Genomic DNA, 24917 nt, shown 5'->3' with positions numbered 1-24917 from the left:
ATGACCGCAACGGATGCCTCGGGCACGGCCGGGCCGGCGAACGCCGACGCCGACCGTGCCCGGCGCGCCGTCGCGGCGGTGTGGCGCATCGAGTCGGCCCGCATCGTCGCGACGCTCGCCCGCTTCACCGGCGACGTCGGTCAGGCCGAGGACCTCGCACAGGAGGCGCTGCTCGAGGCACTCAAGCAGTGGCCCGAGGAGGGCGTGCCGAACAATCCCGGCGCGTGGCTCACGGCCGTCGCGAAGCGCCGCGCGATCGACGGCTGGCGCCGCCGCGAGCGGCTCGACGAACGGTACGCGGCCATGGCGCGCGACCTGGAGCAGCACGACGGCGAGGCATCCGACACCTTCTGGGACCCCGACACGATCGACGACGACGTGCTGCGCCTCATCTTCGTCTCGTGCCACCCCGTGCTCTCGCGCGAGGCGCAGATCGCCCTCACCCTGCGCATCGTCGGCGGCCTCTCGAGCGAGGAGATCGCCCGCGCGTTCCTCGTGCCGACCGCCACGATCCAGCAGCGCATCGTTCGCGCCAAGAAGACGCTCGCGGCCGCCAACGTGCCGTTCGCGGTGCCCGAGCCGAACGAGTACCCCGAGCGGCTCGCCTCCGTGCTGCACGTGCTCTACCTGATCTTCAACGAGGGCTACCTGCCCGCCTCGGGCGGCGAATGGGTGCGGGCGGAGGTCTCGGCCGAGGCCCTGCGGCTCGCCCGCATGGTGGCCGGGCTCATGCCTCGGGAGCCCGAGGCGCAGTCGCTCGGGGCGCTGATGGAGTTCACCGCCGCCCGCTTCCCGGCGCGCACCGCCCGCGACGGCAGCGCGATCCCGCTCGACCAGCAGGACCGCTCCCGCTGGGACCGCGCGCAGATCGCGCGCGGGCAGGAGGCGCTCGCCCGGGCCGACCGCATCGGCCGCGGTCGGGCCGCCTACGGGCTGCAGGCCGCCATCGCCGGATGCCACGCGGTCGCCCCGACCGCCGACGACACCGACTGGGCGCAGATCGTCGTGCTGTACGAGGCGCTCGGACGCATCGCTCCCTCCCCCGTCGTCGACCTCAACCGCGCCGCGGCGATAGCGATGGCGACCGGGCCCGCCTCGGCGCTCCGGGTCGTCGACGAACTCGTCGCAACGGGTCGGCTCGCGGGCTACCCGGCGCTGCCCGCCGTGCGCGGAGAGCTGCTCGCGCGGCTCGGGCGCACCGACGAGGCGCGCGCCGAACTCGAGACCGCCGCCCGCCTCACGGGCAACGAGCGCGAGCGCGACGCACTCCTGGCGAAGGCCGCCAAGCTGGCCGGCTGACCGCTGCTTCTGAAGGAGATTTGCATTCGCAGAGGCTCACAGCCCGCGCCAGTGCACTTCTCCTGCAGAAGCAGCACGTGCGATCAGGGCTTGGGCTCGTCGTCGCCCCGGTCCTCGGTCGGGCCCTCCGGCTCGGCCGGAGCCTCGGACTCCTCGGATGCCTCCGACTCGGCCGGCTCGCTCGGCTCGGCCGGCTCGCTCGGCGCGGCATCCGGCCACGGCGCCACCGGCCCGGGCTCGGTCGCCGTCGCAGCCGTGGGCTCAGCGGGAGCCTCGGGTGCGGCGGGGGGCTCGGGCGCAGCCGCCGCCGGGGCCGCTGGCGTCGCCGCCGCGGGGGCGACCGCCGCAGGCACCAGCGCCGGGGCATCCGCGCCCGCGGCCTTCGCCGCACGCTTGGCCCGGCGCCGTTCGCGTCCACCCTCGACGAGGTCGTAGAGCACGGGCAGCACGACGAGCGTGAGCAGCGTCGACGAGAGCAGGCCGCCGATCACCACGATCGCGAGCGGCTGCGAGATGAACCCGCCGTGACCGGTGATGCCGAGCGCCATCGGCAGCAGCGCGAAGATGGTCGCGAGCGCCGTCATGAGAATGGGCCGGAGTCGTCGCGAGGCGCCGTGCACGAGCGCATCGCGCACGTTCATGCCCCGGTCGCGGTACTGGTTCACGAGATCGACGAGCACGATCGCGTTCGTCACGACGATGCCCACGAGCATCAGCACGCCGACGAGCGACGCGACGCCGAGCGGGATGCCGGTGATCACCTGGAGCGCGATCGCACCGGTCGCCGCGAACGGCACCGAGACGAGCAGCAGCAGCGGCTGCAACAGCGAGCGGAACGTCGCCACCATCACGATGTAGACGATCAGGATCGCGGCGAGCAGGGCGAGGCCGAGCTGCGAGAACGACTCCTGCTGGTCGGCGGTGACGCCGCCGAGCGAGGCCGTCGTGCCCTCGGGCAGGTCGACCGCGCTCACCGCGGCCTGCACCTCGCCGCTCGCCGTGCCGAGGTCGTCGCCCGCGGGCGTCGCCGCGACCGTCGAGCTGCGCAGGCCCTGCACGGTCGTGACCGACGCGGGCCCGTCGACCTGTTCGACCGTCGCGAGCGTGTCGAGTCGCACGACGCCGGTCGGCGTCGGCACCTCGAGCGCCGAGAGCTCCTCGACGGAGACCGGCGGGTTCTCGGTCGCGAGGTAGATCGTGAGCGTCTTCTCGTCGATCACGACGGAGCCGGCGCTCTGCGGCTGCATGGCCGCCGAGACGAAGCCGCCGAGGGCGACCTCCGAGTAGCCCGCCGCCGCGGCATCCGCGCGGTTCACCTCGACCGCGACGTACGGGCGCGACTCCGACAGGTTCGAGGTGACCTGCGACACCGAGTCCACGCCGTCGAGTTCGTCGACGACCGCGTCGGTCGCGGCCTGGAGGTCTTCGGCGTTCGAGGCGGTGATGTCGACCTCGATGTCGTTCGAGGCGCCGAAGCCGCTCGAGGCGGCGATCGAGACCTCGCCGACGTCGTCGAGGCCGTCGAGCTCCTCGCGCACCTCGGCCTGGAGGGCGTCCTGGTCGGCGTCCTCGTCGGTCGTGACCGAGTAGGTGACGGTCGCGCCGCCGCCGCCGAACGCCGCCGCGAGCGGGTTCGAGCCCGAGCCGATCGACGTCTGCACCGTCTCGACGCCCTCGGTGTCGCGGATCACCTGCTCGACCGGTTCGGACGCCTCGTCGAGCGCCTCGAGGCTCGTGCCGATCGGCAGTTCCTGCGTGACGCGGAAGGTGTTCTGCCCAGAGGATCCGAGGAAGTTGGTCTTCATCAGCGGGATCATCGCGCCGGTGCCGACGAGCACCAGCACGGCGATCATGAGCGTGATCACGCCGTGCTTCAGCGTCCATCCGATGATCGGCAAGTAGCCGCGCTGGAGGCGCGAGGGGTGCTCGAGCTCGTCGGGAGCGACCGGCTTCACGGCGGTCCGGGTGGATGCCTCGCGCCCGGCACCGGCGACCGGAAGCCCCGTTGCGCCGCTCTCGTCGCGCAGCTCGGGCGCGAGCCAGACGTCGTCGACGAACGCGGCCGCGGCCACCTCGGCCTCGACCTCCTCGGCGCCCTGCTCGACGTGGAGCTTCGCCGGCTTCAGGAACCAGTAGGCGAGCACGGGCACGATCGTGAGCGAGACGAGGAGCGAGGCGAGGAGCGCGATCGTCACGGTCAGCGAGAACGGGCGGAACAGCTCGCCCGTCACCCCCTCGACGAGCGCGATCGGCAGGAACACCGCGACGGTCGTGATCGTCGACGCGGTGATCGCGCCGGCGACCTCGCGCACCGCGCGCACGATCGTGGCCGCCTTGTCGACGCCCTCGACGAGGTGCCGCTTGATGTTCTCGATGACGACGATCGAGTCGTCGACCACGCGGCCGATCGCGATCGTGAGGGCACCGAGCGTGAGGATGTTGAGCGTGTAGTCGGCCACCTGCAGCCCGATGAAGGTGATCAGCACCGACGTCGGGATCGAGATGGCGGTGACGAGGGTCGCCCGCACCGAGAGCAGGAAGATCAGGATCACGATCACCGCGAACGCGAGGCCCAGCAGGCCCTCGGTCGCGAGCGACTCGATCGACTGCTCGATGTACGGCGCCTGGTCGAAGACGACGGTGAACGTGGCACCCGGGTTCGTCGTGTCGAGCGAGGCCTCGAGGTCGGGCAGCAGCGCCGTCACGGCGTTCGACACCTCGACGGTGTTGGCCGCGGGCAGCTTCGTGACCGAGATCGTGAGCGCCGGCTCGCCGTCGACGCGCGAGATGCTCGTGACCGGGTTGTCGGTGAGCTCGACGGCGGCCACGTCGGAGATGGTCGCCTCGGCGGGCACCCGCACCGCGGCGGCGAGCCCGTCGGCGCCGGTGCCGGTCGCGGTGCCGTCGGTCGGCAGCTCCGTGCCGTCGGTCGGCAGCCCGGCGCCGTCGCCCGGTCCCTCCTCCGAGGCATCCGGGATCGCGGGCGCCTCGGTGGCGCCGAGCACGGGCAGCGCGGCGATCTCGTCGACGCTGCCGATGCGCGTGCCGGTCTGCACCGCGAAGGTCGAGTCGCCCTCGGTGATGGTGCCGGCGGGCACGAGGAGCCCGTTCTGCTGCAGCGCGTCGCGGATGGCCTGCTGCGTGATGCCGAACTCGGCGAGCTTCGCGGGGTCGGGCGTGATCGTGACCCGCTGGCCGATCTCGCCGACGAGGGTCGCGTCGCGCACGCCGTCGACGTCGGTGATCTCGCCGAGAGTGGTGCGCTCGATCTCGTCGGAGAGGGCGCTCATGTCGTCGGCACCGGTGACCGCGATCTGCAGCACCGGGAAGTCGTCGAGGCTGAGGGCGATCACCTGCGGGTCGACGTCGTCGGGGAGTTGGCTCTGGATGCGGTTGACGGCCGACAGGAGCTTCTGCTCGGCGAAGGCGAGGTCGGTGCCGTAGGTGAAGCTCGCCGTCACCCGCGACAGCCCGGTCGAGCTCGTCGTCGACGTCGACTCGAGCCCGGTGATGCCCTGGATCGCCGTCTCGATGGGCGTCGACACGTCGGTGTTGACGATGTCGGGCGACGCGCCGGGGTAGCTCGACACGATCGAGAGCTGCGGGAACTCGATCGACGGCGCGAGCTCCTGCTTCAGGCTCGTGAGCGAGATGCCGCCGAAGATCGCGACGACGATCGTGACGAGCGCGATGAGCGCGCGGTTCTTCATGCTGAGCGCAGCGAGCAGGTGCATTGCTCGATTCTCGCAGGCGGGTGGCGCGGGATGTCACCGAGTGTCGGAATCCATACGGAGATTCCCTCGACCGGGCGGTGTTCTGCACGATATGGTGACCCTCGTGGGGGGCGCGCGGATCGGCGACGACGGCGCACGGCAGGTGCCGTGGCTCCGCTACGCCGTGCTCGGCACCGCCTTCTCGGCCGTGTGGCTGGCGGTCTCGCTCTTCTCGAGCGGCGCGAGCGCCTCGGCCGACGAACAGGAGCCGAGCGGACTGCTCGGCGGCGTGGGCTCGCTGGTCGGCGGAGTGACGCAGATCACCGGCGCCGTCGGCGACACCCTCGACGGGGTCGTCGACACGGTCGTCGACCCCGTGAACGAGCTGCTCGACCCCGTGGTCGAGGTCGCACCCGAACCCGTGGGCGACACGATCGAGACCGTCGTGCCCGAGGTGGTCGACACCGTCACCGAGACGACGAACACCGTGATCGGCGACGCGAACTCCACGGTCGGCGAGATCGCGAACGAGGTCACCGGCACCGTCTCCGACCTTGCGGGCGGCGGCACAGTCGGCGCGATCACCACCCCGATCACCGGGGGCGTCGACGACCTCGTCGGTTCGCTTCCGATCGTCGGCTCGCTGCTCGGCGACGACACGCTCGGCGGGGTGCTCGACCCCGTGGTCGACGCGGTCGTCACCACCCTCGGCACGGTCGTCGGCGAGTTCGGCGAGCTGCCGACCGACGGCTCGGGCGTCCTGCCCCAGCTCCCGTCGATCCCGCTGCTTCCGGGTGATCCGGTCGATCCCGGCGTCCCGGGCGATCCGGGCGAGAACCCGGTCGATCCCGCGACGCCCGGAGAACCCGGGGCACCCCCGGGCGGGCCTGTCGCGCCGTCGACGAGCGGCGAGGCCGGGCCTCCCGGCTCCGGCCCGCCCTGGGCCCTCGACGGGGCCGCGTCGATCGGCGCCGTCTCCGTGTCGCCCTCCGAGCGGGGAGCCCCGCACGACGGCGCACCCGCGCCGAGCACCCCGGCCGCCCCCGGCGGCGGCTCGGGCACCCCGGGCACGGGTGCCACGGGCGCCGGTGCGGGCGCGGTATCCAGCACCTCGGACGCGGCCTTCGCCGCCCTCGAACTCGACGCGCTCGCGTCGCTCGCGCTCAACTCCGTCGACGACGAGCTGCCGTCGTCGCCGGTGTACGACACCGACTCCACCCCTGACTGACCGGGGATCGGTCCGCTCGCACGCGCCTGCGTGCCCACGCGGACATGGTCATCGCTCCCTGCCCGGGAGCGACATCCCGTATCAGTCAGGAGGACTGGATCATGAAGAGAATGGCCTTGAGGGCGCTGTACGCGACCCTCTTCGCCGGGGGGCTCACGCTCCTCGGAGCCGGTGTCGCCCACGCGTCCGAAACGGGCGGCGACGACGGCATCGTGTCGGGAACCCAGGCCGGGATCTCGATCGACCTGCCCATCACGCTCGGCGGCAACGCGATCTCCCTCATCGGGGACTCGTCGTCGTCGGATGCCGCGACGGAGGTCGCGCCGGATGACACCGCCGAGCCCGCCGCAGTCACCTCCGGTGACGACGGCATCGGCTCGGGCACCCAGGCGCTCATCGACGTCGAGGTGCCGATCACGGTCGGCGGCAACGCGATCTCGGTGATCGGCGACTCGTCGAGCGAGGACGCCGGCACGTCGAGTGCACCGGCGCCCGCTCCGGCGCCCGCGACGAGCACCGATGCGGACGACGCGTCGGACGCGGAGACCAGCGGGACGGACTCGCTGGTCGGCGGCACGCAGGCGCTGATCGACCTCGACCTCCCGATCACCCTCGGCGGCAACGCCATCTCGGTGATCGGCGACTCGTCGAGCGACGGAGCCGCCACCACGGCCGGCACCGGCGACTCGGGCAGCGCCGATTCGGGCAGCGGCGAAGCGACGACGTCGGGCGAGGACAGCCTGCTCGGCGGCACGCAGATCCTCGGTGACCTCGACGTCCCGATCACCCTCGGCGGCAACGCCATCTCGGTGATCGGCGACTCGTCGAGCGATGGGGCGGCCACCGAGGTCGGCACCGGCGACGCGAGCACCGGCGACGCGAGCACGTCGGGCGACGACTCGCTCCTCGGCGGGACGCAACTGTTGCCCGAACTCGGGCTGCCGGTGACGGTCGGCGGCAATGCGATCTCGGTGGTCGGCGACTCCTCGTCGACCGACGCCGAGACGGTCGTTCAGCAGGGAACCGGGGGCGGTTCGGCGACGACGGATGGCGATGGCGGGCTGCTCGGGGGAACACAGCTGCTGCCTGACCTGTCCCTGCCCATCACGATCGGCGGCAACGCGATCTCCGTGATCGGAGACAGCGAGACCGACGGTTCGTCGACGGTCGTCGACCCTGTGGACCCGGTGGATCCGGTGGACCCCGTGGACCCCGTGGATCCGGTCGACCCGGTGGATCCCGTCGACCCGGTCGACCCGGTGGACCCCGTCGACCCGGTCGACCCCACGAACCCCGGTGGCGACGAGGGTGACGGGGACGGTTCGACCGTCGCCTCGTCCGGCGGCACGACGATCGTGGCGGCGGACACGTCGCTCGCCTCGACGGGTGCCGACGTCTCAGGCCTCGGCCTGGCCGCGCTCGCCCTCGTCGGCGGTCTCGTGCTCGTCGGGTTCCGGCGGTTCGCGATGCGCCGATAGCCGGGAATCCCGGCGCCGCCCTACCGGCGCCGGGCCCCGACCTGCTCAGCGGGTCGAGCTGGTCGAACCGGACCCCGTGCCGCGGACCCGTGCGGCACGGTGAGGCCGCGCGTCCCAGGCGCGGCCGGTCGGGGCGGCGGACGAGCGCAGTCGTCCGCTGCCCCGCACTCGCGCGCCCGGAGCCCCGTGGCCTGAGCCGAACCCGAGCCCGAGCCGAACCCCGGCCCCCCGGCTACACCACGGCAGGCAGCAGGCCGGCGTCGACCGCCGGCATCCCCGCCATCGACTCCCAGGCGACCCGCAGCGCCTGCACGGCCGCCTCGGTCTCGGCGACCGGCTGGCAGATGGGCAGGCGCAGGAATCGCTCGAAGGCACCGTCGATGCCGAACCTGGGGCCGGCGGCGATGAGCAGCCCCTGCGAGCGTGCGGCGAGGGCGAGCTGCGAGCTCACGGGCGCCCCGATGCCGATCCAGGTCGCGATGCCGCCGTCGACGTGGGGTACGTGCCACTCGGGGAACGCCTCCGCGACGAGCTCCTCGAGGCGGTCGCGACCGGCGCGCAGCTCGGCGCGACGCAACGCGAGGATCTCGTCCATGCGCGGCATCAGCCGGGTGACGAGGAGCTGCTCGAGAATGGGCGTGCCGAGGTCGCCCGGCGCGCGCGCCGCCACGAGCTTGCGGATGAGCGTCGGCTCGGCGCGGATCCATCCGATCCTGACGCCGCCCCACACGGTCTTGCCGACCGAGCCGATGAGCACGGCCGTTCCGGGCGGACCGTAGGCCGCCAGCGGGAGCGGCGCGAACGGCCGGTCGATATCGAGCTCGGCGGTCGTCTCGTCGGCGATGACCACCGTGCCCTGCCGTGCGGCGGCGTCGAGCACGCGCTCGCGACCCGCCTCGTCGAAGCTGCGGCCGGTGGGGTTCTGGAAGTCGGGCATCAGGTACGCGGTCGAGGGGTTCGCCCGGACGAAGGCCCGCTCGAGCGCCTCGACCTCGTCGTCGGCGGACGTCAGCGCGTCGATCGCGTCGTGCGGACTCACGGGCACCGGAACGAGCCGGGCGCCCGCGACCCGCAGCGCCTCGTAGGCGTGCGGGTAGGTCGGCGCCTCGATGACCGCGCGATCGCCGCGGCCGACGAGCACCCGGGAGAGCAGGGCGATCGCATGCTGGGCGCCGATCGTGACCATGATCTGGTCGGGCGAGGTCGGCAGGCCGCGAAGGGCGTAGCGGTCGGCGATCGCCTGCCGAAGCGCCGGGGTGCCGATGGGGTCGAAGCCCGAGTCGCCGAGGTGGGCGGGGAGTTCGTCTGCGGCCTCGCGGGCGACCTCGGCGAGCCAGGGCAGCGCGGCCGGGGCCGCCTTCGAGAGGTCGAGCTGGAGCGCGGCGGGCGGCGCCGGCATCGCGGCGGGCGCCCCGGGCAGGCGGGCGACGCTGCCCGAGCCGCGGAGGCTCCTGAGCAGGCCCTGCTCGCGCAGGTGGCGATAGGCGGCGGTGACGGTGGTGCGGCTGAGGCCCAGCCGGTCGGCGAGCTCGCGCTCGGCGGGCAGGCGCGTCTCGACGCTCACCCGCCCGTCGAGGATGAGCAGGCGCACCCGCTCGGCGAGCGCGAGGTAGGCGGCTCCGCGCGCGGCCCCGCGCCAGTCGCCGAGGAGGTTCTCGAGCGCACGGGCGCTGAGCGTGGCATCCGACATGCGAGCCACTTTAGATGAATTGGCTACTTGCCAACAGTCCAATCGTGAAATTGGATGTCTCTATGCTCCGCCGTATCCCCCAACTGCTCATCGGGCTCGTGCTCTACGGCATCGCCGACGCGATGCTGATCCGCGCCGCCCTCGGCGTCGACCCGTGGACGGTCTTCGCCCAGGGATTCTCGAACCTCACGGGCATCGGCATCGGGTGGCTCACCAACATCATCGGCCTCGCGGTCCTCCTGCTCTGGATCCCCCTGAAGCAGAAGCCCGGCGTCGGCACGGTGCTCAACATCCTGCTCATCGGTCCGAGCATCGAGCTCGGGCTCTGGTTCATCCAGACGCCGCCCGAGCTCTGGCAGCAGATCCTGCTCTTCACCGGCGGCCTGCTGCTGCTCGCCGTCGCGAGCGGCCTCTACATCGGCAGCCGCTTCGGCCCCGGCCCGCGCGACGGCCTCATGACGGGCATCCACGCGCGCACCGGCTGGCCGATCTGGGTCGGCCGCACGATCGTCGAGGTCACCGTGCTCGCGATCGGCTGGGTGCTCGGCGGCGACGTCGGCTTCGGCACCCTCGCATTCGCGCTGCTCATCGGCCCGCTCTGCGGCTTCACGCTGCCGTTCTTCGCGGTGCCCGAGAAGGCGAAGCGGATGCCGCGCGACGAGGTCGCGGCCGAGCCCGACCCCGTGGCATCCACCGCCTGACCGGGTCGCACCGACGGCTGCGGCTCCCGAGGGAGGGACACCTCGGGAGCCGCAGCACTCTCGCCTAGAGCTCGCGCTCGGCGTACGCGCGCAGCGCGTCGCGCACGAACGCCGCGCCCTCTGCACCGCCGTAGTTCGCGCCGAAGCGCGGGTCGGCCACGTACATCTCGCCGAGACCGACGACGTACGCCTTGACGTCGCCGCCGGGCACGGCCGTGGGCGTGCCGGGCACCGCGGTCAGCCACTCGACGTGGCGCTTCGCGAGCGCCTGCCCCTCGGGCCCGTCGGGCGCGACGCCCGACTCCGCGGCCGCGATCCAGTCGCGGTTGAGGTCCGCCAGCCGGGCCTTCCACTCGCGCTGCCCGGCCTCGCCGAGGCCGCGCCACCAGCGGTCGCCGGATGCGTAGGCCTCCGTGCCCCAACGCTCCTCCACCTCTTGCTTGTACTCGGTGTGGTCGAAGCCGTCGAACATCTCCTCTGCCATGAGTCGTTCACCTCCTTCCAGTCGTTCGATGGTCGTCTCGACCGACGCGATCTGCCGCGCCAGCCGCTGCTGCTCCTGCCGGAGCCAGCCGAGATGGGCCGTCAGGGCGTGCGCCTCGACGGCGTCGCCCTCGAGCACCTCGCCGATGGCGGGCAGCCCGAGCCCGAGCTCGCGCAGCAGCAGGATGCGCTGCAGTCGCACGAGCGCGCGCTCGTCGTAGTGGCGGTACCCGTTCGCCGCGATGCGGCTCGGCGCGAGCAGGCCGAGGTCGTCGTAGTGACGCAGCGTCCGGCTCGTCGTGCCGGCGAGCTTCGCGATCTCCTGGATCGACCAGTCCATGTGCGGCCTCCTCTCTCTCGTGTTCTCCACGGTAGAACTTGACGTTGCGTCAATGTCAAGCACGAAGCATCCGATTGCGCTTGCATCTCGAGCAAACGCGATATATCGTGAGATCATCGCGAACGCGATATATCGCGATACAAGGACTTCAGAGGGCCGGATGCCGTGGGCATCGCCTCGAACACGAAGGAGCACACGACATGACGATCGAGAAGTGGGTCATCACCCCCGGCCAATCACGGGTCATCGACCTCGAGCTGGTGCGCAAGCTCAAGGTCGGCCTCATCGGCGGCAAGGTCGACGTCATCGCCCACGACGAGCCCGGCGCCCGCGTCGAGATCACCGGCGTCACCGGCAAGGACCTGATGGTGCGCATCGACGGCGACGCCCTCGAGATCGACCACCCGCAGCTCCGCTGGGACAACTTCATCGAGGCCTTCAAGGGCTGGGCGGGCAACGCCAAGGCACAGGTCTCGATCCTCGCGCCGCGCGACGTCGCCCTGAAGCTCGGCGTCGTCTCGGGCGACGCGCTCGTCTCGGGGTTCACGACCGATGCGAAGCTCAGCACCGTCTCGGGCGAGCTCGTGCTCGACAACCACGAGGGCGATGTCGAGCTGTCGAGCGTCTCGGGCGAGATCTCGGCGGGCAACCACACCGGCCGCATCACCGGCCACACGGTCTCGGGCGACATCGTCGCGACGGGCGACGTGCGATCGTTCAACGTCGACACCGTCTCGGGCAACATGATGCTCGACGCGTTCGGCACCCCCGACCGCATCGACACCAACACCGTCGCGGGCGACCTCACCGTGCGCTTCGAGGGCGGCAGCGGCGCGCGCTACCGGGTCAACACCGTCGGCGGAACCGTGCTCATCGACGACACCACCATCAAGGGGGTGCTCGGCAAGGGCTTCGAGCGGGTCACCGGCGAGCTCGCGGGCCGCTGGCTCGACCTCGGCGCGAACAGCGTCTCGGGTTCGATCTCGGTGATCCGGCGCGAGCCGGCGACGCAGCCCGCCTCGGCCACCGCCGACGCGGCGGCGGCCGGCGCCGGGTCGTCGAGCGAGACGGGCGACGAGGCATCCGCATGACCCCGCCCGTCTTCGCCCACGGCAGCCTGCGCCTCTACCTGCTCGCCCTGCTCGAGGAGCGGCCGCGGCACGGCTACGAGCTGATCCAGGCGCTCTCCGACCGCTTCGGCGGTACGTACTCGCCGAGCGCCGGCACGATCTACCCCCGTCTCTCGAAGCTCGAGGAGGAGGGGCTCGTCACCAAGACGAGCGACGGTCGCAAGACCGTGTACGAGATCACCGACGCCGGGCGCACCGAGCTCGACGCCCGCCGGCACGAGCTCGACGCCATCGAGGACGAGGTCACCGACTCGGTGAGGCGCCTCGCCGAAGGCGTGCGCGCCGAGGTCAACGACGCGATGCGCTCGCTGCGAGCCGAGCTCGCGAGCGCCGCGCGCGAGGCCAAGCGCGCCGCGAACACCACGACGGCCTCCGGAGCGGGGCCGACGTCCGGCTCCGGTTCCGGCTCGACGACCACCGTGGGCGACGACGACGGCTCCCGGGCCGCGGGCGTCGATGCCCGGGTCGAGTCGACGCGCGCGGTGCACGAGGCCGATCTCGTGCTCAACGAGTTCCGCCAGAAGCTGCGCACCGAACTGCGCACCCAGGCGCATCGCGGGCTCGTGCCGCAGGAGACGGTCACCCTGCTGAAGGCCCGGCTCGCCCAGGTGCACGCCGACGTGGTCGCCACGCTCCAGCGCTGACGCGCTGCGTCGCTACGTCGCTGCAGATCGGGAGGAGATCGCACGATCGGGAGGAGCGAATCCCGCGCGGAGTCCTCCCGATCGTGCGATCTCCTCCCGTTGCCGCTGTCGGTGGGCCGTGATTCGATGACGGCATGAGCGAGGACCACGTCGAATTGCACCCGTGGTCCGAGGGCGACCTCGACCTGCTGCGCCGGGCGAACACGCCCGAGCTCATGGACTGGGTCGGCGGGGTCGAGACCGATGAGCAGGTGCAGGCCCGGCACGAGCGCTACCTGCGCCTCGCCCGCGAGGGGCGGGGGCAGCAGTTCCGCATCACGATCGCCGGGCACCCCGAGGGCGTCGGCATCGTCGGCTACTGGCAGCACGAGTGGCGGGGCGCTCCCGCACTCGAGAGCGGGTGGTCGGTCGAGTCCGCCTATCGCGGCCGGGGCATCGCCCCGGCGGCCGTGCGGCTGATGCTCGAGGCGGCCCGCAGCGCCGGCGAGACGCTGCCGGTGCACGCGTACCCGAGCATCGACAATCCCGCCTCGAACGCGGTCTGCCGCAAGGCCGGCTTCACCCTCCTCGGCGAGGAGGACTTCGAAGTCGGCGGCGGGGTGCTCCGCACGAACGACTGGGTCGCCGAGCTCGCACACGCCCCCGGGCAGCAGCCCGGCGACGACCGCGGGGCGTAACCTCGACTCGTGCGCTCCTCCCCCGCCCTGACGCTCCTCGCCGTCGCGGTCGGCGGCGTGGTCGGCACGGGCCTGCGGCTCGCCTTCGATCTCGCGTTCCCGCACGGCGACGCCGAGTTCCCGGTCGAGACCCTCATCGTGAACCTGCTCGGCACGCTCGCGCTCGGCTGGCTCGTCGGCGGGCTCTGGACGAGACCGACGACCCCCACCTGGCTCAAGGCCGGGCTCGGTTCGGGTCTCATCGGCTCGTTCACCACGCTCTCGGCGGTGATGGCGTCGCTCCTCGTGCTCACCCGCGAGGGCGAGGCCTGGCTCGGCGCCCTCTACCTGCTCGTGTCGGTGGCGGGCGGGCTGCTGCTCGCGGCCCTCGGTCTGAAGCTCGGTTCGCGCCTCGCCCATCGCCCGATGCCGCACGAGGTCAGCGATGCGGGGTCCACCCTGTGAGCGGCTCGCTGAGTCCGCTCGTGGTCGCGGCGGTGCTGGGCGCGGGGGCCGTCGGCGCGGTGCTGCGCTACCTGCTCTCGAAGGCCTTCCCGGTGCGACCGGGGCATCTGCCGGGCGGCATCCTCATCGTGAACGTCGTCGGCTCGGGCGTCGCGGGTGCGCTCATCGGCCTCGCCGATCGGGCGGCGCTCGACGGCGACCTGCGACTCGTGCTCGTCACCGGGTTCTGCGGCGGCCTCACGACGTTCAGCACCTGGAGCGTCGAGACGATCGAGCTCGCCACGGGCGGCCGGTGGCGCGCGGCGGTGCTCAACGTCGCCGTGACGCTCGTGCTCGGGCTCGGTGCGGCCGCGGCCGCGTACCTCGCCTTCCGCTGACCCTCGAGCCCATGCTGCTGCTCGTGCAGGAGAATGGGCCCCATCGGCGCCCGACAGCGCAGTTCAGTGCAATTCTCCTGCACGACCAGCGGCGCGCGCCCCGTGGCATCCGCCCCCCTCGTGCGTCAGACGAGCGTCTCGCCGACGTACCCGCCCTCGCCGCAGCCAGGCGGGATCGCGAAGACCGCCGAGCCGATCGGCGTCGTCCACTCGTTGAGCAGGTCGAGCTCGTCGAGCCGGCGCTGGATCGGCACGAACTGCCGGTCGACGTCGGCCTGGTACGAGGCGAACAGCAGCCCCGCGTCCGAGATCGACCCGTCGGCGGGCGACTCGTCGTAGTTGTAGCCGCGCCGGAAGATGCGCTCACCGGGCACGTCGGTGCGCGAGCGGCGCAGGTGCGAGAAGTCGCCGATCACGGGGAAGCCGACCGGGGTCAGCGCCTCGAAGTCGGGCTCGTCGTGCTCGCGTTCGCCGGTGAGCGGCGCGCCGCTGCCCAGCTTGCGCCCGACCGAGGCCTCGCGGCCGGGCCGGTCGACGCGGTCCCAGCCGTCGAGGTCCATCGCGATGCGCCGCAGCACCATCGAGGTGCCGCCGGCGAGCCAGGCGGGGTCGCCCGAGTGCCACACGAGCTCGTCGAAGTCGGCCGTGCCCGGTGCCGGGTTGACGGTGCCGTCGAGCTGCCCGAACAGGTTCCGCATCGTCGACCCGGATGCCTCGGCACCCGCCGCACGGCGGAACCCCTGCTGCGACCAGCGCACGCTCGCGAACGAGCGGGCGTCCTTCAGCAGCATGCGGGCGGCGTGAGCGACGGTGACGGGGTCGTCGGCGCCGAGGTGGAGCAGCAGGTCGCCGCCGTTCCACTCGGGCCGCAGCCGGTCGATGCCGAAGGCGGGCAGCGGGCGCAGCCACTCGGGCGCCGTGCCGCCTGCGCGCTCGACGAGCCCCGGGCCGAACCCGAAGGTGACGGTGAGCCGGGCGGGCATGAGCGCGAGCTCGGGTTCGGTGTCGGCGAGCGGCGCGCGCCCCTGCGTGATGCGCGCGGCATCGTCGCTCAGCACCCGCAGCAGGCGGCGGATGGCCGCGGCGTCGACCTCGGGCGCGAGGTCGAGGGCGATGAAGCGCGCGTGCGCCTGCGGCGGGGTCTCGATGCCGGCCTGGCGGGCGCCGTGGAACGGCACGACCGCCTCGCCGACGGCGGTCTCGAGCGCCGCGGCCGCCTCCGCCGCGGCGCTTGCCGCGGCGTCGGCGTTCGCGGCAGCCGTGAGCGCGCCGCCGATCGCCTGCGCCCCGAGCACGCTCACCGCGCCGGCTCCGGCCGCGGCGGCGCCTCCGAACAGGAGCTGCCGCCGCGAGAACCCGGAGTCGCCGGGTTCGCCGGCCATCAGTGCGCCTCGTGCCCGTCGTCGTACTGCTCGTTGGCGCCCGCGTAGTCCTTCACCGGCGCCGTGACCTCGAGGGTCGAGCCGTCGTCGAACTCGAGGGTGACGGTGACCTCGTCGCCCGGCAGCAGGGGGCCGGCGAGGCCCATGAGCATGACGTGGTTGGCGCCCGGCTCGAGCGCGAAGGTCTCGCCCGCGGGCAGCTCGAAGCCGCCCTCCTTCTGGCGCATCTGCATGGTGCCGTCGGATTCGACGGTCTCGTGCAGTTCGGCCATCTCGGCGGCGTCGGTCGAGGCGCCGACGAGCGTGGCGTCGGCGCCGTCGTTCACGACGTCGCCGAAGAGGGCGGTCATGCCGTCATCGGCGGCCTTGACCCAGGCCTCCTCGACGGTGACGGATGCCGCAGCCTCGGCCGCGGCCGTCGGTGCGGCGGTCTCGCCCGTGGCGGCGCCGGCGGTGCCGGCGCATCCCGAGAGGAGCAGGAGGGCGGCGAGGGCCGCCCCGAAGGCAGGGGTGATCGCGGTGTGTCGCTGCATGATCGTGTTCTCGCGCTCAGGCGGTCGGGCCGTTGCCGGCGTCGGAGCCGTTGCCCGCGCCGGGACCGGCGCTCTTGCGGCGCGCGTTCACGATGACCGCGACGATGAGGGCGATGACCCCGAGGCCGCCGACCACGAACCCGGCGACGGCCCAGCCGTCGGGGCCGCTCGCCGCGGTGTCCTCGGCGTGGTCGCCGTCGGCGTGCTCGCCGTCGGCGTCGCTGCTCGCAGCGTCGTCGTGCGGAGCCTCCTCGGTCCAGGTGCCGGTCGCGTCGGCCCCCACGCCGAAGTCGATCGTGCCCTCGATGGGGTGGCCGTCGCTCGACACGGCGCGCCACCGCGCCTGGTAGTCGCCCGAGAGGTCGGCCGGCAGGCTCGCGGTGACGTTCGCCCCGGCGATGACGGGGTCGCCGACCTCGATCTCCTCGCCGTGGTGGTCGACCACGACGACCGCGGTGCCGACCTCGATGATGTCGTTCGAGAACTCGAGCGAGACCTCGGTCGGTGCGGTGTCGAACACCTGGCCGGGCTCGGGGCTCGAGCCGATCAGCTCGTCGTGCGCCTGCGCGGCGGTGCCGCCGGTGAGTGCGAGGGCGGCGGCGAAGGTGACGGCGGCGGCCGCGACGAGGGCGGTGCGGAGGCGGTTCGAGGGGGCCGCGGCGGTCGCGGCGGTGGTGCGCTGGTTCATTCGGGAGTCTCTCTCCTCGTGCTCCGGACGGACGACGTGCCGTACTGCGCCGAGTGGGGCGCGAGGCATCCGGAGGCTTCGTGATGTTCCGCCGAACGGCGGAGGGTCAGGCGAAGGCGAGGAGGGAGGGCGGGCCGCGGTAGCGGAGGGCGGCGAAGCGGAGTCGCGAGCGCAGCCGCGGCTGCGCCGAGGCGCCGAGGCCGAGAAGGCGGGAAGGCGCGGCGACCGGAACCGGCTCCGCCGCCCGACCGCTCAGCACGAGCACGAAGCGGCGGGTCGCGGCGGCGAGCGCCGACCAGGCGGCGCGCTCGATGACGAGCAGGTACACGATCGTGAGCGCCGCGGCGAGCACGTGGCCGGCGAGCATCGCCGTGTCGCCGTGCCCGGCATGCACCGCCGAGGAGGCGGCCGCAGCGCCGGCGTCGACGAACGAGACCGTCTCGTGGTGCCCGTGGCCGCTCACGACGAACTGCCCGGTGCCTGTCCCCGCGCCCACCCCGAACAGGAGGTGGAACGCACCCTGGCTCACGAGCACCGCGAGCGCCGTGCGGACGGGCGAGCTGCGCCGGCCGACGAACGCGACCGAGGCGCCGAGCGCCACGATTCCGGCGAGCGCGAGCCCCACCCCGCCGGGCGCCTCGCCACCGGCGACGCCGTGCGAGAACGCCGCGAGGAACAACGCGACCGAGGCCGTCGCGGCGCCGCGCGCGAGCTGCGTCGCACGGTTCACGTCGGGCTCCCAGTGGTCGGTGTTCGGGGCAGAGCGCCTCAACTGTAGCAAGTCCGCCTTGACATGAGCCCGCGCAGGAGTAGTGTCATCCGCCGTGACGAACGAAGCGGGCGAACCGCCTGCAGAACTGAAGTCGCCGAAGCACTGGATCATCGGCGACCCGCTGCCCACCGAGAAGCTCGAGGGCCAGCTGCTGCCGAAGCACCTCGCACTGCCGATCTTCGCGAGCGACCCGCTCTCGTCCGTGGCGTACGCCCCGCAGGAGCTGCTGATGATCCTGATGGTCGGCGGCCTCGCCTTCCTCAGCTTCGCGCCGTGGGTGGCGCTCGCGGTCATCGTGCTGCTCGTGACCGTCGTGGCGAGCTACCGGCAGCTGATCCGCGCCTACCCCTCGGGCGGCGGCGACTACGAGGTCGCCCACCGCAATCTCGGCGAGAAGGCGGGCCTCGTGGTCGCCTCCGCGCTCCTCGTCGACTACGTCATGACGGTGGTCGTGTCGGTGGCCTCCGGCGTCGACAACATCATCTCCGCGATCCCCGAGCTGAACCCGTTCCGCGTCGAGCTCGCGGTCCTCTTCGTCGTGATCCTCGCGGCGATCAACCTGCGCGGCGTCTCCGAGTCGTCGAAGGCCTTCGCGATCCCGACGTACCTCTTCATCGGCAGCGTGTTCGTCATGGTCGTCGTGGGGCTCGGCCGAACGCTGCTCGGCGATCCGCCGGTCGCCGAGTCGGCCGCCTTCGAAGTGCAGGCCGAGCAGATGACGCAGGCGGCGATGATCCTCCTGCTGCTGCGCTCCTTCGCGAGCGGATGCTCCGCCCTCACCGGCGTCGAGGCGATCTCCAACGGCGTCCCCGCGTTCCGGGTGCCGAAGGTGCGCAACGCGCAGCGCACGCTCGTCCTCATGGGCGGCATCGCGATCGTGCTGTTCGCGGGCCTCACCGCGCTGGCGATCATCTCGCAGGTCCACTACGCCGAGGATCCGTGCCATCTCATCGGCTGGACCGAGTGCGCCACCGAACCGCAGCGCAGCCTCATCGCCCAGGTGGCGGCGGCGACCTTCGGCGATTCGACCCTGTTCTTCTACGTGATCCAGGCGGCCACGGCGCTCGTGCTGCTGCTCGCGGCGAACACGGCCTTCAACGGCTTCCCGCTGCTCGGCTCGGTGCTCGCCCGCGACGGCTACGCGCCGAAGTCGCTCTCGACTCGCGGCGACCGCCTGATCTACTCGAACGGCGTGCTCATCCTCGCGCTGGCGGCCTCGGTCATCCTGATCGTGTTCCAGGCGAACCTGACGGTGCTCATCCAGCTCTACATCATCGGCGTGTTCGTGTCGTTCACCCTCGGGCAGACCGGCATGGTCCGCCACTGGCTGCGCGCGCTTCGCGCCCCCGACCGTTCGCACCCCTCGCGCGCCGGGAAGCCGCACGCCGCCACCCAGGCGCAGGCCCAGGCGCAGGCCGAGGGCTCGAAGCCGCTCACCCGCGGCGCGATCTGGCGCGCGCTCGTGATCAACGCCATCGGTGCGGCGATGACCGCAGTCGTGCTCATCGTGGTCACGGTCACGAAGTTCACGCACGGCGCCTGGATCGTGTTCGTGCTCATGCCGATCCTGTTCTTCCTCATGATGGGCGTGCACCGCTACTACCGCGACGTCGAGAAGGAGATCGAGGTCGACCCGACGACGACGTTCGGGTCGGCGGGCGACCACGCCATCGTGCTGGTGGGCCGCATGCAGAAGCCCACCCTGAAGGCCATCGACTACGCGATCGCCGCACGCCACGACTCGCTCGAGGCCGTGCACGTCTCGATCGACGAGGCGCAGACGAAGCAGCTCAAGAAGGAGTGGGTGAAGATGAACATCCACGTGAAGCTGCGCATCCTGTCGTCGCCGTACCGCGACCTCAGCCACCCGCTCATCCAGTACATCAAGCAGCACCGCGAGGAGCACGGCTCCGAGGTGATCACGGTCTACATGCCGCAGTACATCGTCGGGCACTGGTGGGAGAACATCCTGCACAACCACAAGGCCCGACGCATCCGGCAGAAGCTCATGCTCGTGCACGGCGTCACGGTCGCGCTCGTGCCCTGGCTGCTCGACTCCTCCGACCTGCTGTACGGTCGGCGGTCGCGCCCGCTGCCCGGCCAGGACCGCCGCGGCGAGCCCCGTCGTCCCGTGCCGCGCCGCCCGCTCGCCGAGAGCGAGTCGAAGCGCGGGCGGTAGGCTGCCCGCATGGCGACAGGGCGCACGGATGTCCCGGTGGAGGTGTTCCTCGACGGGGTGACGCATCGGGTGCGGCGGCGCGACGCTGCGACGCTCCTCGCCCTCATGGAACGCGTGACCGGGGAGACCGCCTACATGTGGGGCCCCTCGATCGTCGGGTTCGGCGAGTACCACTACAGGTACGACAGCGGCCGTGAGGGCGTGACCCCGGCGGCGGCGTTCTCGCCGCGCAAGACGGCCATGACGGTGTACCTCGTGCCCGGGCTCACCGAGCATCCCGAACTGCTCGAGCGGCTGGGGCCGCACACGACGGGTGTCGGATGCCTCTACATGAAGAACCTCGAGGACGTCGACCTCGAGGTGCTCGAGGCCCTCGTGCGCGAGTCGTACGAGGCCGTCACTCCGCCTGACGACTCGGCCGAGCAGTGAGCGGCGCGCGCGTCTCGGGACGCGCCTAGAGCATCGCCATGATCTGGCGGGCGATCATGCGGCCGGCCCGGCTCGCGCCGATCGTCGAGGCCTGCGGCCCGTAGCCGGCGAGGAAGACGCGCGGGTCGCTCCACGCCGCGCCCTGCCCGACCATCACGCCGCCGGCCTTCTCACGGAGCTTCAGCGGCGCGAGGTGGCGCAGTTCGGGCCGGAACCCCGTCGCCCAGATGATCGCGTCGGCGCGGGCGGTGCCCTGCTGCTCGCCGTCCCAGACGATCCGGTCGCCCTCGATGCGGTCGAACATGGGCCGGGCGACGAGCAGACCCCGCTCGATGCCGGCGGCGATGCGACGGCTCTTGGGCACGCCGGTGCCGCTCACGATCGACGGCAGCGCCCGCCCGGAGCGCGCCGCCTCGTCCTGCATGGCGACGGCCGCCGAGGCGCCCTCGAGGTCGAGCTCCTGGCGATCGATCCAGTCGATGGGCCGACGCGACACCCAGGTGAGGCCCGCGGCGACGTCTTCGAGCTCGAGCATGAACCCGATCGCGCTCGTTCCGCCGCCGACGACGACGACGTGCTGGTCGCGGAAGTCCTCGGCCGAGCTGAAGTCGGAGGTGTGGAGGTGGCGCCCGGCGAACTCGCCCATGCCCGGGTAGAACGGCACGAACGGGGAGCCCCAGGTGCCCGTGGCGTTGACGAGGAACTGGGTCGAGAGCTCGAGCTGCGGCGCCCCGACGGTCTGCGGCGCCTCGAAGGTCTTGCGCCGGCGGCCGAAGAGCCCCCGGGTCTTCAGCTCCTCGACGGGCTGGGGACTCAGGTCCTCGTAGCGGACGAGGAGGTCGACGCCCTCGTTCGAGACGGAACGCACGTTCATCGGTCGGCGCACCTGCAGGTCGAAGTGCTCCTCGAAGCGTCCGTAGTAGTCGGCGACGACGTCTTTCGCCGGGAGCGCGCGATCGGCGGTGTCGAAGCTGAGGCCGAGCTCGGCGAGCCCGGGGAGGTCGTTCACCCGGTGGGCGGTGCCGAGCCGGAGCGACGACCATCGGTGCTGCCAGGCGCCGCCGGGGCCGGGCGCACGGTCGAGCATGACGAAGTCCTGCCCGGCGACGAGTTCGAAACGACGGAGGTAGTACGCGACCGAGAGCCCTGCTTGACCGGCCCCGATCACGACCACCTTGACGCGTTCGGGGCTCGTGTTCACACCCCAATCTCAGCATGTCTGGCTGTGTGCTCGCAGCATGTCCGCTGAGGGCATACGGCCACGCTGTGGAGACCGCCGTCGGGTGCGATCGGCCGGTGCTAAACTGGCGGCTGGACGAATTCATTTATCAGATGAGCGCCGGGTGAAGACCAAATCCCACCCGGCCAGATGTCGTAAGGGGGTCACGCATGGGGCGCGGCCGTCAGAAAGCCAAGCACACCAAGGTCGCTCGGGAGCTGAAGTACTTCAGCCCGAACACCGACTACAACGCGCTTGAGCGCGAGCTCACCAGCTCGCAGCATGACGATTACAGCGATGAGGCGTCGAAGTGGGCGGAGTACGCCGATGACGACGACACCTATCTCGCGGGCGACGAACAGCGCGAGCAGCGCGCGTAGTCGCCACCGTCACGGTCACCGACGCACCTCATCGACTCTCGTCACTCCTCGCTGAAGCGTGCGCCCGCGACCGCGTCGTCGACCCATCCGGCCGTCGTCTCGGCGAACCGTTCGAGTTCGTCGAGTGAGTTCGTCGGTGTGATCGCTCGCACGACGACCTCGTCGGCGACGCCGTCGGCGAGGTAGTCGGCGAGCCTCGCGGCCGACGAGATGGTGGCGTCGAGCGCGCCCGTGCCGAGCCGCGCGAAGTTCGCGGCATATGCGGGCACCTGCTCGTACTTGTGCGCCTCGACCTCGAGCGCCGGGCGGGCCGCCTCGTCGGCGATGGTGCGCACGTAGGTCACCACACGCCCGTCCTCGGGCGAGCGGCCGGCCAGGGCGGCGGCCGCGCGCTGCTCGGCCGTCGCGGCCACCGCTGCGGCGGGGGTCAGCCAGTTGAGCAGCACGCCGTCGGCGAGCTCGGCGCCGAGGCGGCGCATCCGCGGTCCGAGGGCGCCCAGCACGATGGATGCCTCGCTCCGCCCCCGGAGCTCCTCGATCCCCGCTCGCATCAGGCCGAGGGGCCGCTCGGCGCGTCCCGACCCGATGCCGAGCGCCGTGCGCTCGGCGGGGATGCCCGAGAGGTCGAGCGTGGCCACCGGGCGCCGGTCGATCGGGATGATGCCCGTGGCGAGGCGCAGCCGTCCGGTGGCCTCGGCGGCAGCTCTCAGGCGCGCGAGCGAGTCGCCGCCGGGCACGTCGTTCACCCACAGGGTCTCGAAGCCGAGCCGTTCGAGGCGCGGCGCGAGCGTGGCGACGGCGCCGACCTCGGTCGTGCCGATGATGCCGAACGAGACCCGCGCGCGCATGCGACGGCTCAGCTCGCGTACGAACCGACCAGGCGCACCGCGCCGCCGTCGACGCCCTTGGCGCCCTGCTCCCAGCCGTCGGCCGCGGCGGTGGCCGCGTCGCCGAAGGCGACCGTGCCGGCCTGCCATGCGGGAAGCCCGAGGGTCTCGAGCTCGGCGATGATCGCGGCTGCGGACCCGGCGTCGACGACGGCGAAGAAGCCGATGCCGAGGTTCCAGGTGCCCTCGGTCGACTCGAGCGTCGTGCCGGCGAGCTCGTTGAGCACGCGGAACACGGGCGCGGGCGACCAGGTGGCACGATCGAGCTCGACGCGCGAGCCGATCGGGAGCACGCGGGCGAGGTTCGCGGCGATGCCGCCGCCCGTGACGTGCGAGAGCGAGTGCACGGCAGTGCCGTGCGCGCCGGCGAGCAACTGCACGAGCGGACCGGTGTAGAGGCGGGTCGGTTCGAGCAGGGCCTCGCCCCAGGTCGTGCCGAGCTCGGCCGCGGTGTCGCCGTAGTGCAGGCCCGCGTTCGCGAGGATGTGGCGCACGAGCGAGAAGCCGTTGGAGTGCAGGCCGCTCGACTCGATCGCGATGACGACGTCGCCGTCGCCGACGCGCTCGGCGCCGAGCAGGCGGTCGGCCTCGACCACGCCGACCGCGGCGCCCGCGACGTCGTAGTCGTCACGGCCCATGAGGCCCGGGTGCTCGGCGGTCTCGCCGCCGACGAGCGCGGTGCCGGTGTCGGCGCACGCACGGGCGATGCCGGTCACGATCGCGGCGATGCGCTCGGGCACGACCTTGCCGCACGCGATGTAGTCGGTCATGAACAGCGGCTTCGCGCCGACCACGACGATGTCGTCGACGACCATGCCGACCAGGTCCTGGCCGATGGTGTCGTGCTTGTCGAGCGCCTGCGCGATCGCGATCTTCGTGCCGACGCCGTCGGTCGAGGTCGCGAGCAGCGGCTTCTCGTAGTCCTTGACGAACGAGAGGTCGAAGAGACCGGCGAAGCCGCCGACCCCGCCGAGCACATTGGGCCCGTGGGTGGCGGCGACCGCCTCCTTCATGAGTTCGACGGCGAGATCCCCCGCCCGGGTGTCGACTCCGGCAGCGGCATATGACGAGTTCGCGCTCACCCGTCAAGGGTACCCGTGCTGGGACGACGGCGTGTCGCCCCGTCGCACCGGGCCGCGGCGCAGCACGCGAGCGTAGAATTCGACCATGGCACCGGGGGCCACACCATCGTGGGTGATCCGTGAGAACGCGAGTCGCCCGGTACTCCTCGCCCTCTACCTGCGCGAGGTGCTCGCGATCGCCTCGCCCGTCGAGCTGCCGCGGCTGCGCGATGTGGGTGCCGTCGGCCAGCGGCTCGAGATCGACCAGCACGACCTGCTCGAGCGTCAGTGGCGCGCCTGGTGGGCGATGACGGTCGAGCCCGAGGGGCATCCCTCGCCCGTGCCGCTCGAGCTGGTGCCGGCGTTCGATACCGAGATGGCGTTGCCCACGTCGGGCGCCGAGGTGCTCGCCTCCGCGGTGGTGCCGCACGCCGAGGCCGCCCGGGCCTGGGCCGAGTGGGCGCACGAGAACTACCGCAGCGTCTCGGCCGCGCGACTGGGCAACTCGTACCGCGCGTATGCCGGCACGATCGCCGAGCACGAGCGCGAGGTGGGCCGGCGGGCGCACTCCTTCGAACTCAACGTCGAGGTGCTACCCCTCGCGGGGGTCGGGGTCTGGTGGATCGGGGCGATGACCGTCGCCGTCACCGACACGCTGCGATCGGATGCCTCGGCGTTCGATGACGCCATCCACCCGATCATCGCCGAACTCGCCTGAGATCGGGTGCCGGTGACAGACTCGGGGGCATGAGCATCTGGCACGGCGAACCGCAGGTCGAGTGGGCGAACTCCCGGAGCGAGGGCACGGCCCTCCGCGCGCTCGGCATCGAGATGACCGAGATCACCGAGACCTCCCTGAAGGGCCGCATGCCGGTCGACGGGCGCACGCGCCAGCCCGGCGGGGTGCTGCACGGCGGGGCATCCGTCGCCCTCGCCGAGACGCTGGCGAGCTGGGGCGCGACCTTCACCGTCGACCCCGCGCAGTTCTACTGCGTCGGCATGGAGATCAATGCGAACCACGTGCGCCCCATCGCCGACGGCTGGGTCTACGGCGAGGCGACGCCGTTGACGCGCGGGCGGACGACCCAGGTGTGGGAGATCAGGATCACGCAGGAGGACGGCAAGCTCGTCTGCATCTCGCGCTGCACGATGGCGGTGCTGCCCAAGCCCTCGGAGTACTGAC

The 24917-nt window shown here is 72.3% G+C and carries 24 protein-coding genes; 14 read left to right on the top strand and 10 right to left on the bottom strand.

Going from position 1 to position 24917, the window contains the following annotated elements; translation table 11 throughout:
• The gene (locus ACFVAJ_RS09580) at positions 1 to 1299 is read left to right on the top strand and encodes an RNA polymerase sigma factor (RefSeq protein ID WP_376943487.1); all 1299 of its coding nucleotides are present in this window, start codon (positions 1 to 3) and stop codon (positions 1297 to 1299) included.
• 83 nt (positions 1300 to 1382) lie between these two features.
• Here the strand turns inward: ACFVAJ_RS09580 and ACFVAJ_RS09575 are convergent, their stop codons facing one another.
• On the bottom strand, positions 1383 to 5033 hold the full coding sequence (locus tag ACFVAJ_RS09575) for an efflux RND transporter permease subunit (RefSeq protein ID WP_376943485.1): 3651 nt from the start codon (positions 5031 to 5033) through the stop codon (positions 1383 to 1385).
• Between the two features lie 103 nt (positions 5034 to 5136).
• Here ACFVAJ_RS09575 and ACFVAJ_RS09570 point away from each other — a divergent pair, with 103 nt between their 5' ends.
• Positions 5137 to 6240 (top strand): hypothetical protein, encoded by a 1104-nt coding sequence (locus tag ACFVAJ_RS09570; RefSeq protein ID WP_376943483.1) that lies wholly within the window; start codon positions 5137 to 5139, stop codon positions 6238 to 6240.
• A 101-nt stretch (positions 6241 to 6341) separates the two neighbouring features.
• Complete coding sequence (locus tag ACFVAJ_RS09565) at positions 6342 to 7718, top strand: hypothetical protein (RefSeq protein WP_376943481.1); 1377 nt, start codon at positions 6342 to 6344, stop codon at positions 7716 to 7718.
• Between the two features lie 232 nt (positions 7719 to 7950).
• Here ACFVAJ_RS09565 and ACFVAJ_RS09560 read toward each other — a convergent pair whose 3' ends face one another.
• Positions 7951 to 9408 (bottom strand): PLP-dependent aminotransferase family protein, encoded by a 1458-nt coding sequence (locus ACFVAJ_RS09560; RefSeq protein ID WP_376943479.1) that lies wholly within the window; start codon positions 9406 to 9408, stop codon positions 7951 to 7953.
• 62 nt (positions 9409 to 9470) lie between these two features.
• Here ACFVAJ_RS09560 and ACFVAJ_RS09555 point away from each other — a divergent pair, with 62 nt between their 5' ends.
• Positions 9471 to 10109: a YitT family protein gene (locus tag ACFVAJ_RS09555; RefSeq protein WP_376943477.1), complete on the top strand. Its 639-nt coding sequence runs from the start codon at positions 9471 to 9473 to the stop codon at positions 10107 to 10109.
• Between the two features lie 64 nt (positions 10110 to 10173).
• Here the strand turns inward: ACFVAJ_RS09555 and ACFVAJ_RS09550 are convergent, their stop codons facing one another.
• Positions 10174 to 10932, bottom strand: a complete 759-nt coding sequence (locus ACFVAJ_RS09550) for a MerR family transcriptional regulator (protein WP_376943475.1) — start codon at positions 10930 to 10932, stop codon at positions 10174 to 10176.
• A gap of 200 nt (positions 10933 to 11132) precedes the next feature.
• On the opposite strand from ACFVAJ_RS09550, the gene ACFVAJ_RS09545 reads away from it, so the two are divergent.
• From ACFVAJ_RS09545 to crcB, 5 genes are all read left to right on the top strand, one after another.
• On the top strand, positions 11133 to 12023 hold the full coding sequence (locus ACFVAJ_RS09545) for a DUF4097 domain-containing protein (RefSeq protein WP_376943473.1): 891 nt from the start codon (positions 11133 to 11135) through the stop codon (positions 12021 to 12023).
• Entirely contained in the window at positions 12020 to 12706 is a 687-nt protein-coding gene (locus tag ACFVAJ_RS09540; RefSeq protein ID WP_376943471.1) for a PadR family transcriptional regulator, read from the top strand. The genes ACFVAJ_RS09545 and ACFVAJ_RS09540 overlap by 4 nt, the downstream gene beginning before the upstream one ends.
• A 134-nt stretch (positions 12707 to 12840) precedes the next feature.
• Positions 12841 to 13383 (top strand): GNAT family N-acetyltransferase, encoded by a 543-nt coding sequence (locus ACFVAJ_RS09535; RefSeq protein ID WP_376943469.1) that lies wholly within the window; start codon positions 12841 to 12843, stop codon positions 13381 to 13383.
• Between the two features lie 9 nt (positions 13384 to 13392).
• A complete protein-coding gene (locus tag ACFVAJ_RS09530) occupies positions 13393 to 13827 on the top strand; it encodes a CrcB family protein (RefSeq protein ID WP_376943467.1) in 435 nt (144 codons plus the stop codon).
• Complete coding sequence (crcB, locus tag ACFVAJ_RS09525; RefSeq protein ID WP_376943465.1) at positions 13824 to 14204, top strand: fluoride efflux transporter CrcB; 381 nt, start codon at positions 13824 to 13826, stop codon at positions 14202 to 14204. Before ACFVAJ_RS09530 ends, crcB begins: the two co-directional genes overlap by 4 nt.
• 125 nt (positions 14205 to 14329) lie before the next feature.
• Here crcB and ACFVAJ_RS09520 read toward each other — a convergent pair whose 3' ends face one another.
• From ACFVAJ_RS09520 to ACFVAJ_RS09505, 4 genes are all read right to left on the bottom strand, one after another.
• Entirely contained in the window at positions 14330 to 15586 is a 1257-nt protein-coding gene (locus ACFVAJ_RS09520) for a Dyp-type peroxidase (RefSeq protein WP_376943463.1), read from the bottom strand.
• A complete protein-coding gene (locus ACFVAJ_RS09515) occupies positions 15586 to 16119 on the bottom strand; it encodes a copper chaperone PCu(A)C (protein ID WP_376943461.1) in 534 nt (177 codons plus the stop codon). The genes ACFVAJ_RS09520 and ACFVAJ_RS09515 overlap by 1 nt, the downstream gene beginning before the upstream one ends.
• Before the next feature lie 16 nt (positions 16120 to 16135).
• On the bottom strand, positions 16136 to 16807 hold the full coding sequence (locus tag ACFVAJ_RS09510) for a copper resistance protein CopC (protein ID WP_376943459.1): 672 nt from the start codon (positions 16805 to 16807) through the stop codon (positions 16136 to 16138).
• Between the two features lie 106 nt (positions 16808 to 16913).
• A complete protein-coding gene (locus tag ACFVAJ_RS09505; RefSeq protein ID WP_376943457.1) occupies positions 16914 to 17537 on the bottom strand; it encodes a hypothetical protein in 624 nt (207 codons plus the stop codon).
• A gap of 94 nt (positions 17538 to 17631) precedes the next feature.
• Here ACFVAJ_RS09505 and ACFVAJ_RS09500 point away from each other — a divergent pair, with 94 nt between their 5' ends.
• Both ACFVAJ_RS09500 and ACFVAJ_RS09495 read left to right on the top strand, forming a co-directional pair.
• Entirely contained in the window at positions 17632 to 19758 is a 2127-nt protein-coding gene (locus tag ACFVAJ_RS09500; RefSeq protein WP_376943455.1) for an APC family permease, read from the top strand.
• Between the two features lie 9 nt (positions 19759 to 19767).
• Positions 19768 to 20187, top strand: a complete 420-nt coding sequence (locus ACFVAJ_RS09495; RefSeq protein WP_376943453.1) for a DUF1801 domain-containing protein — start codon at positions 19768 to 19770, stop codon at positions 20185 to 20187.
• A gap of 25 nt (positions 20188 to 20212) precedes the next feature.
• Here the strand turns inward: ACFVAJ_RS09495 and ACFVAJ_RS09490 are convergent, their stop codons facing one another.
• Complete coding sequence (locus ACFVAJ_RS09490) at positions 20213 to 21388, bottom strand: FAD-dependent oxidoreductase (RefSeq protein ID WP_376943451.1); 1176 nt, start codon at positions 21386 to 21388, stop codon at positions 20213 to 20215.
• 188 nt (positions 21389 to 21576) lie between these two features.
• On the opposite strand from ACFVAJ_RS09490, the gene ACFVAJ_RS09485 reads away from it, so the two are divergent.
• Positions 21577 to 21786 (top strand): DUF3073 domain-containing protein, encoded by a 210-nt coding sequence (locus ACFVAJ_RS09485; protein ID WP_157423457.1) that lies wholly within the window; start codon positions 21577 to 21579, stop codon positions 21784 to 21786.
• A 41-nt stretch (positions 21787 to 21827) separates the two neighbouring features.
• Here ACFVAJ_RS09485 and ACFVAJ_RS09480 read toward each other — a convergent pair whose 3' ends face one another.
• Together ACFVAJ_RS09480 and purM are read right to left on the bottom strand one after the other, a co-directional pair.
• Complete coding sequence (locus ACFVAJ_RS09480; RefSeq protein ID WP_376943449.1) at positions 21828 to 22634, bottom strand: LLM class flavin-dependent oxidoreductase; 807 nt, start codon at positions 22632 to 22634, stop codon at positions 21828 to 21830.
• Between the two features lie 8 nt (positions 22635 to 22642).
• Positions 22643 to 23755 carry a phosphoribosylformylglycinamidine cyclo-ligase gene (gene purM / locus ACFVAJ_RS09475; protein WP_376943447.1) on the bottom strand — a complete coding sequence of 371 codons (1113 nt, stop codon included), beginning with the start codon at positions 23753 to 23755 and terminating at the stop codon, positions 22643 to 22645.
• Positions 23756 to 23840: 85 nt separating this feature from the next.
• On the opposite strand from purM, the gene ACFVAJ_RS09470 reads away from it, so the two are divergent.
• The gene (locus tag ACFVAJ_RS09470) at positions 23841 to 24452 is read left to right on the top strand and encodes a zinc-binding alcohol dehydrogenase (protein ID WP_376943445.1); all 612 of its coding nucleotides are present in this window, start codon (positions 23841 to 23843) and stop codon (positions 24450 to 24452) included.
• Between the two features lie 29 nt (positions 24453 to 24481).
• On the top strand, positions 24482 to 24916 hold the full coding sequence (locus ACFVAJ_RS09465) for a PaaI family thioesterase (RefSeq protein WP_376943443.1): 435 nt from the start codon (positions 24482 to 24484) through the stop codon (positions 24914 to 24916).
• Position 24917 lies beyond the last annotated feature (1 nt).

Origin of the sequence: Agromyces sp. NPDC057679 (assembly GCF_042799635.1) — a bacterium.
In the GTDB taxonomy this organism is placed as follows: Bacteria; Actinomycetota; Actinomycetes; order Actinomycetales; family Microbacteriaceae; genus Agromyces.
Note: the sequence above shows the minus strand (reverse complement) of the source record. Positions and strands in the feature narration are given on the sequence as shown.

Bases quoted from the DNA above. Each gene is read 5' to 3' on its own strand.
- ACFVAJ_RS09580 (WP_376943487.1), top strand. From the start codon at position 1: ATGACCGCAACGGATGCCTCGGGCACGGCCGGGCCGGCGAACGCCGAC.
- ACFVAJ_RS09575 (WP_376943485.1), bottom strand. From the start codon at position 5,033: ATGCACCTGCTCGCTGCGCTCAGCATGAAGAACCGCGCGCTCATCGCG.
- ACFVAJ_RS09565 (WP_376943481.1), top strand. From the start codon at position 6,342: ATGAAGAGAATGGCCTTGAGGGCGCTGTACGCGACCCTCTTCGCCGGG.
- ACFVAJ_RS09560 (WP_376943479.1), bottom strand. From the start codon at position 9,408: ATGTCGGATGCCACGCTCAGCGCCCGTGCGCTCGAGAACCTCCTCGGC.
- ACFVAJ_RS09555 (WP_376943477.1), top strand. From the start codon at position 9,471: ATGCTCCGCCGTATCCCCCAACTGCTCATCGGGCTCGTGCTCTACGGC.
- ACFVAJ_RS09550 (WP_376943475.1), bottom strand. From the start codon at position 10,932: ATGGACTGGTCGATCCAGGAGATCGCGAAGCTCGCCGGCACGACGAGC.
- ACFVAJ_RS09545 (WP_376943473.1), top strand. From the start codon at position 11,133: ATGACGATCGAGAAGTGGGTCATCACCCCCGGCCAATCACGGGTCATC.
- ACFVAJ_RS09540 (WP_376943471.1), top strand. From the start codon at position 12,020: ATGACCCCGCCCGTCTTCGCCCACGGCAGCCTGCGCCTCTACCTGCTC.
- ACFVAJ_RS09535 (WP_376943469.1), top strand. From the start codon at position 12,841: ATGAGCGAGGACCACGTCGAATTGCACCCGTGGTCCGAGGGCGACCTC.
- ACFVAJ_RS09520 (WP_376943463.1), bottom strand. From the start codon at position 15,586: ATGGCCGGCGAACCCGGCGACTCCGGGTTCTCGCGGCGGCAGCTCCTG.
- ACFVAJ_RS09515 (WP_376943461.1), bottom strand. From the start codon at position 16,119: ATGCAGCGACACACCGCGATCACCCCTGCCTTCGGGGCGGCCCTCGCC.
- ACFVAJ_RS09510 (WP_376943459.1), bottom strand. From the start codon at position 16,807: ATGAACCAGCGCACCACCGCCGCGACCGCCGCGGCCCCCTCGAACCGC.
- ACFVAJ_RS09495 (WP_376943453.1), top strand. From the start codon at position 19,768: ATGGCGACAGGGCGCACGGATGTCCCGGTGGAGGTGTTCCTCGACGGG.
- ACFVAJ_RS09485 (WP_157423457.1), top strand. From the start codon at position 21,577: ATGGGGCGCGGCCGTCAGAAAGCCAAGCACACCAAGGTCGCTCGGGAG.
- ACFVAJ_RS09480 (WP_376943449.1), bottom strand. From the start codon at position 22,634: ATGCGCGCGCGGGTCTCGTTCGGCATCATCGGCACGACCGAGGTCGGC.
- ACFVAJ_RS09470 (WP_376943445.1), top strand. From the start codon at position 23,841: ATGGCACCGGGGGCCACACCATCGTGGGTGATCCGTGAGAACGCGAGT.
- ACFVAJ_RS09465 (WP_376943443.1), top strand. From the start codon at position 24,482: ATGAGCATCTGGCACGGCGAACCGCAGGTCGAGTGGGCGAACTCCCGG.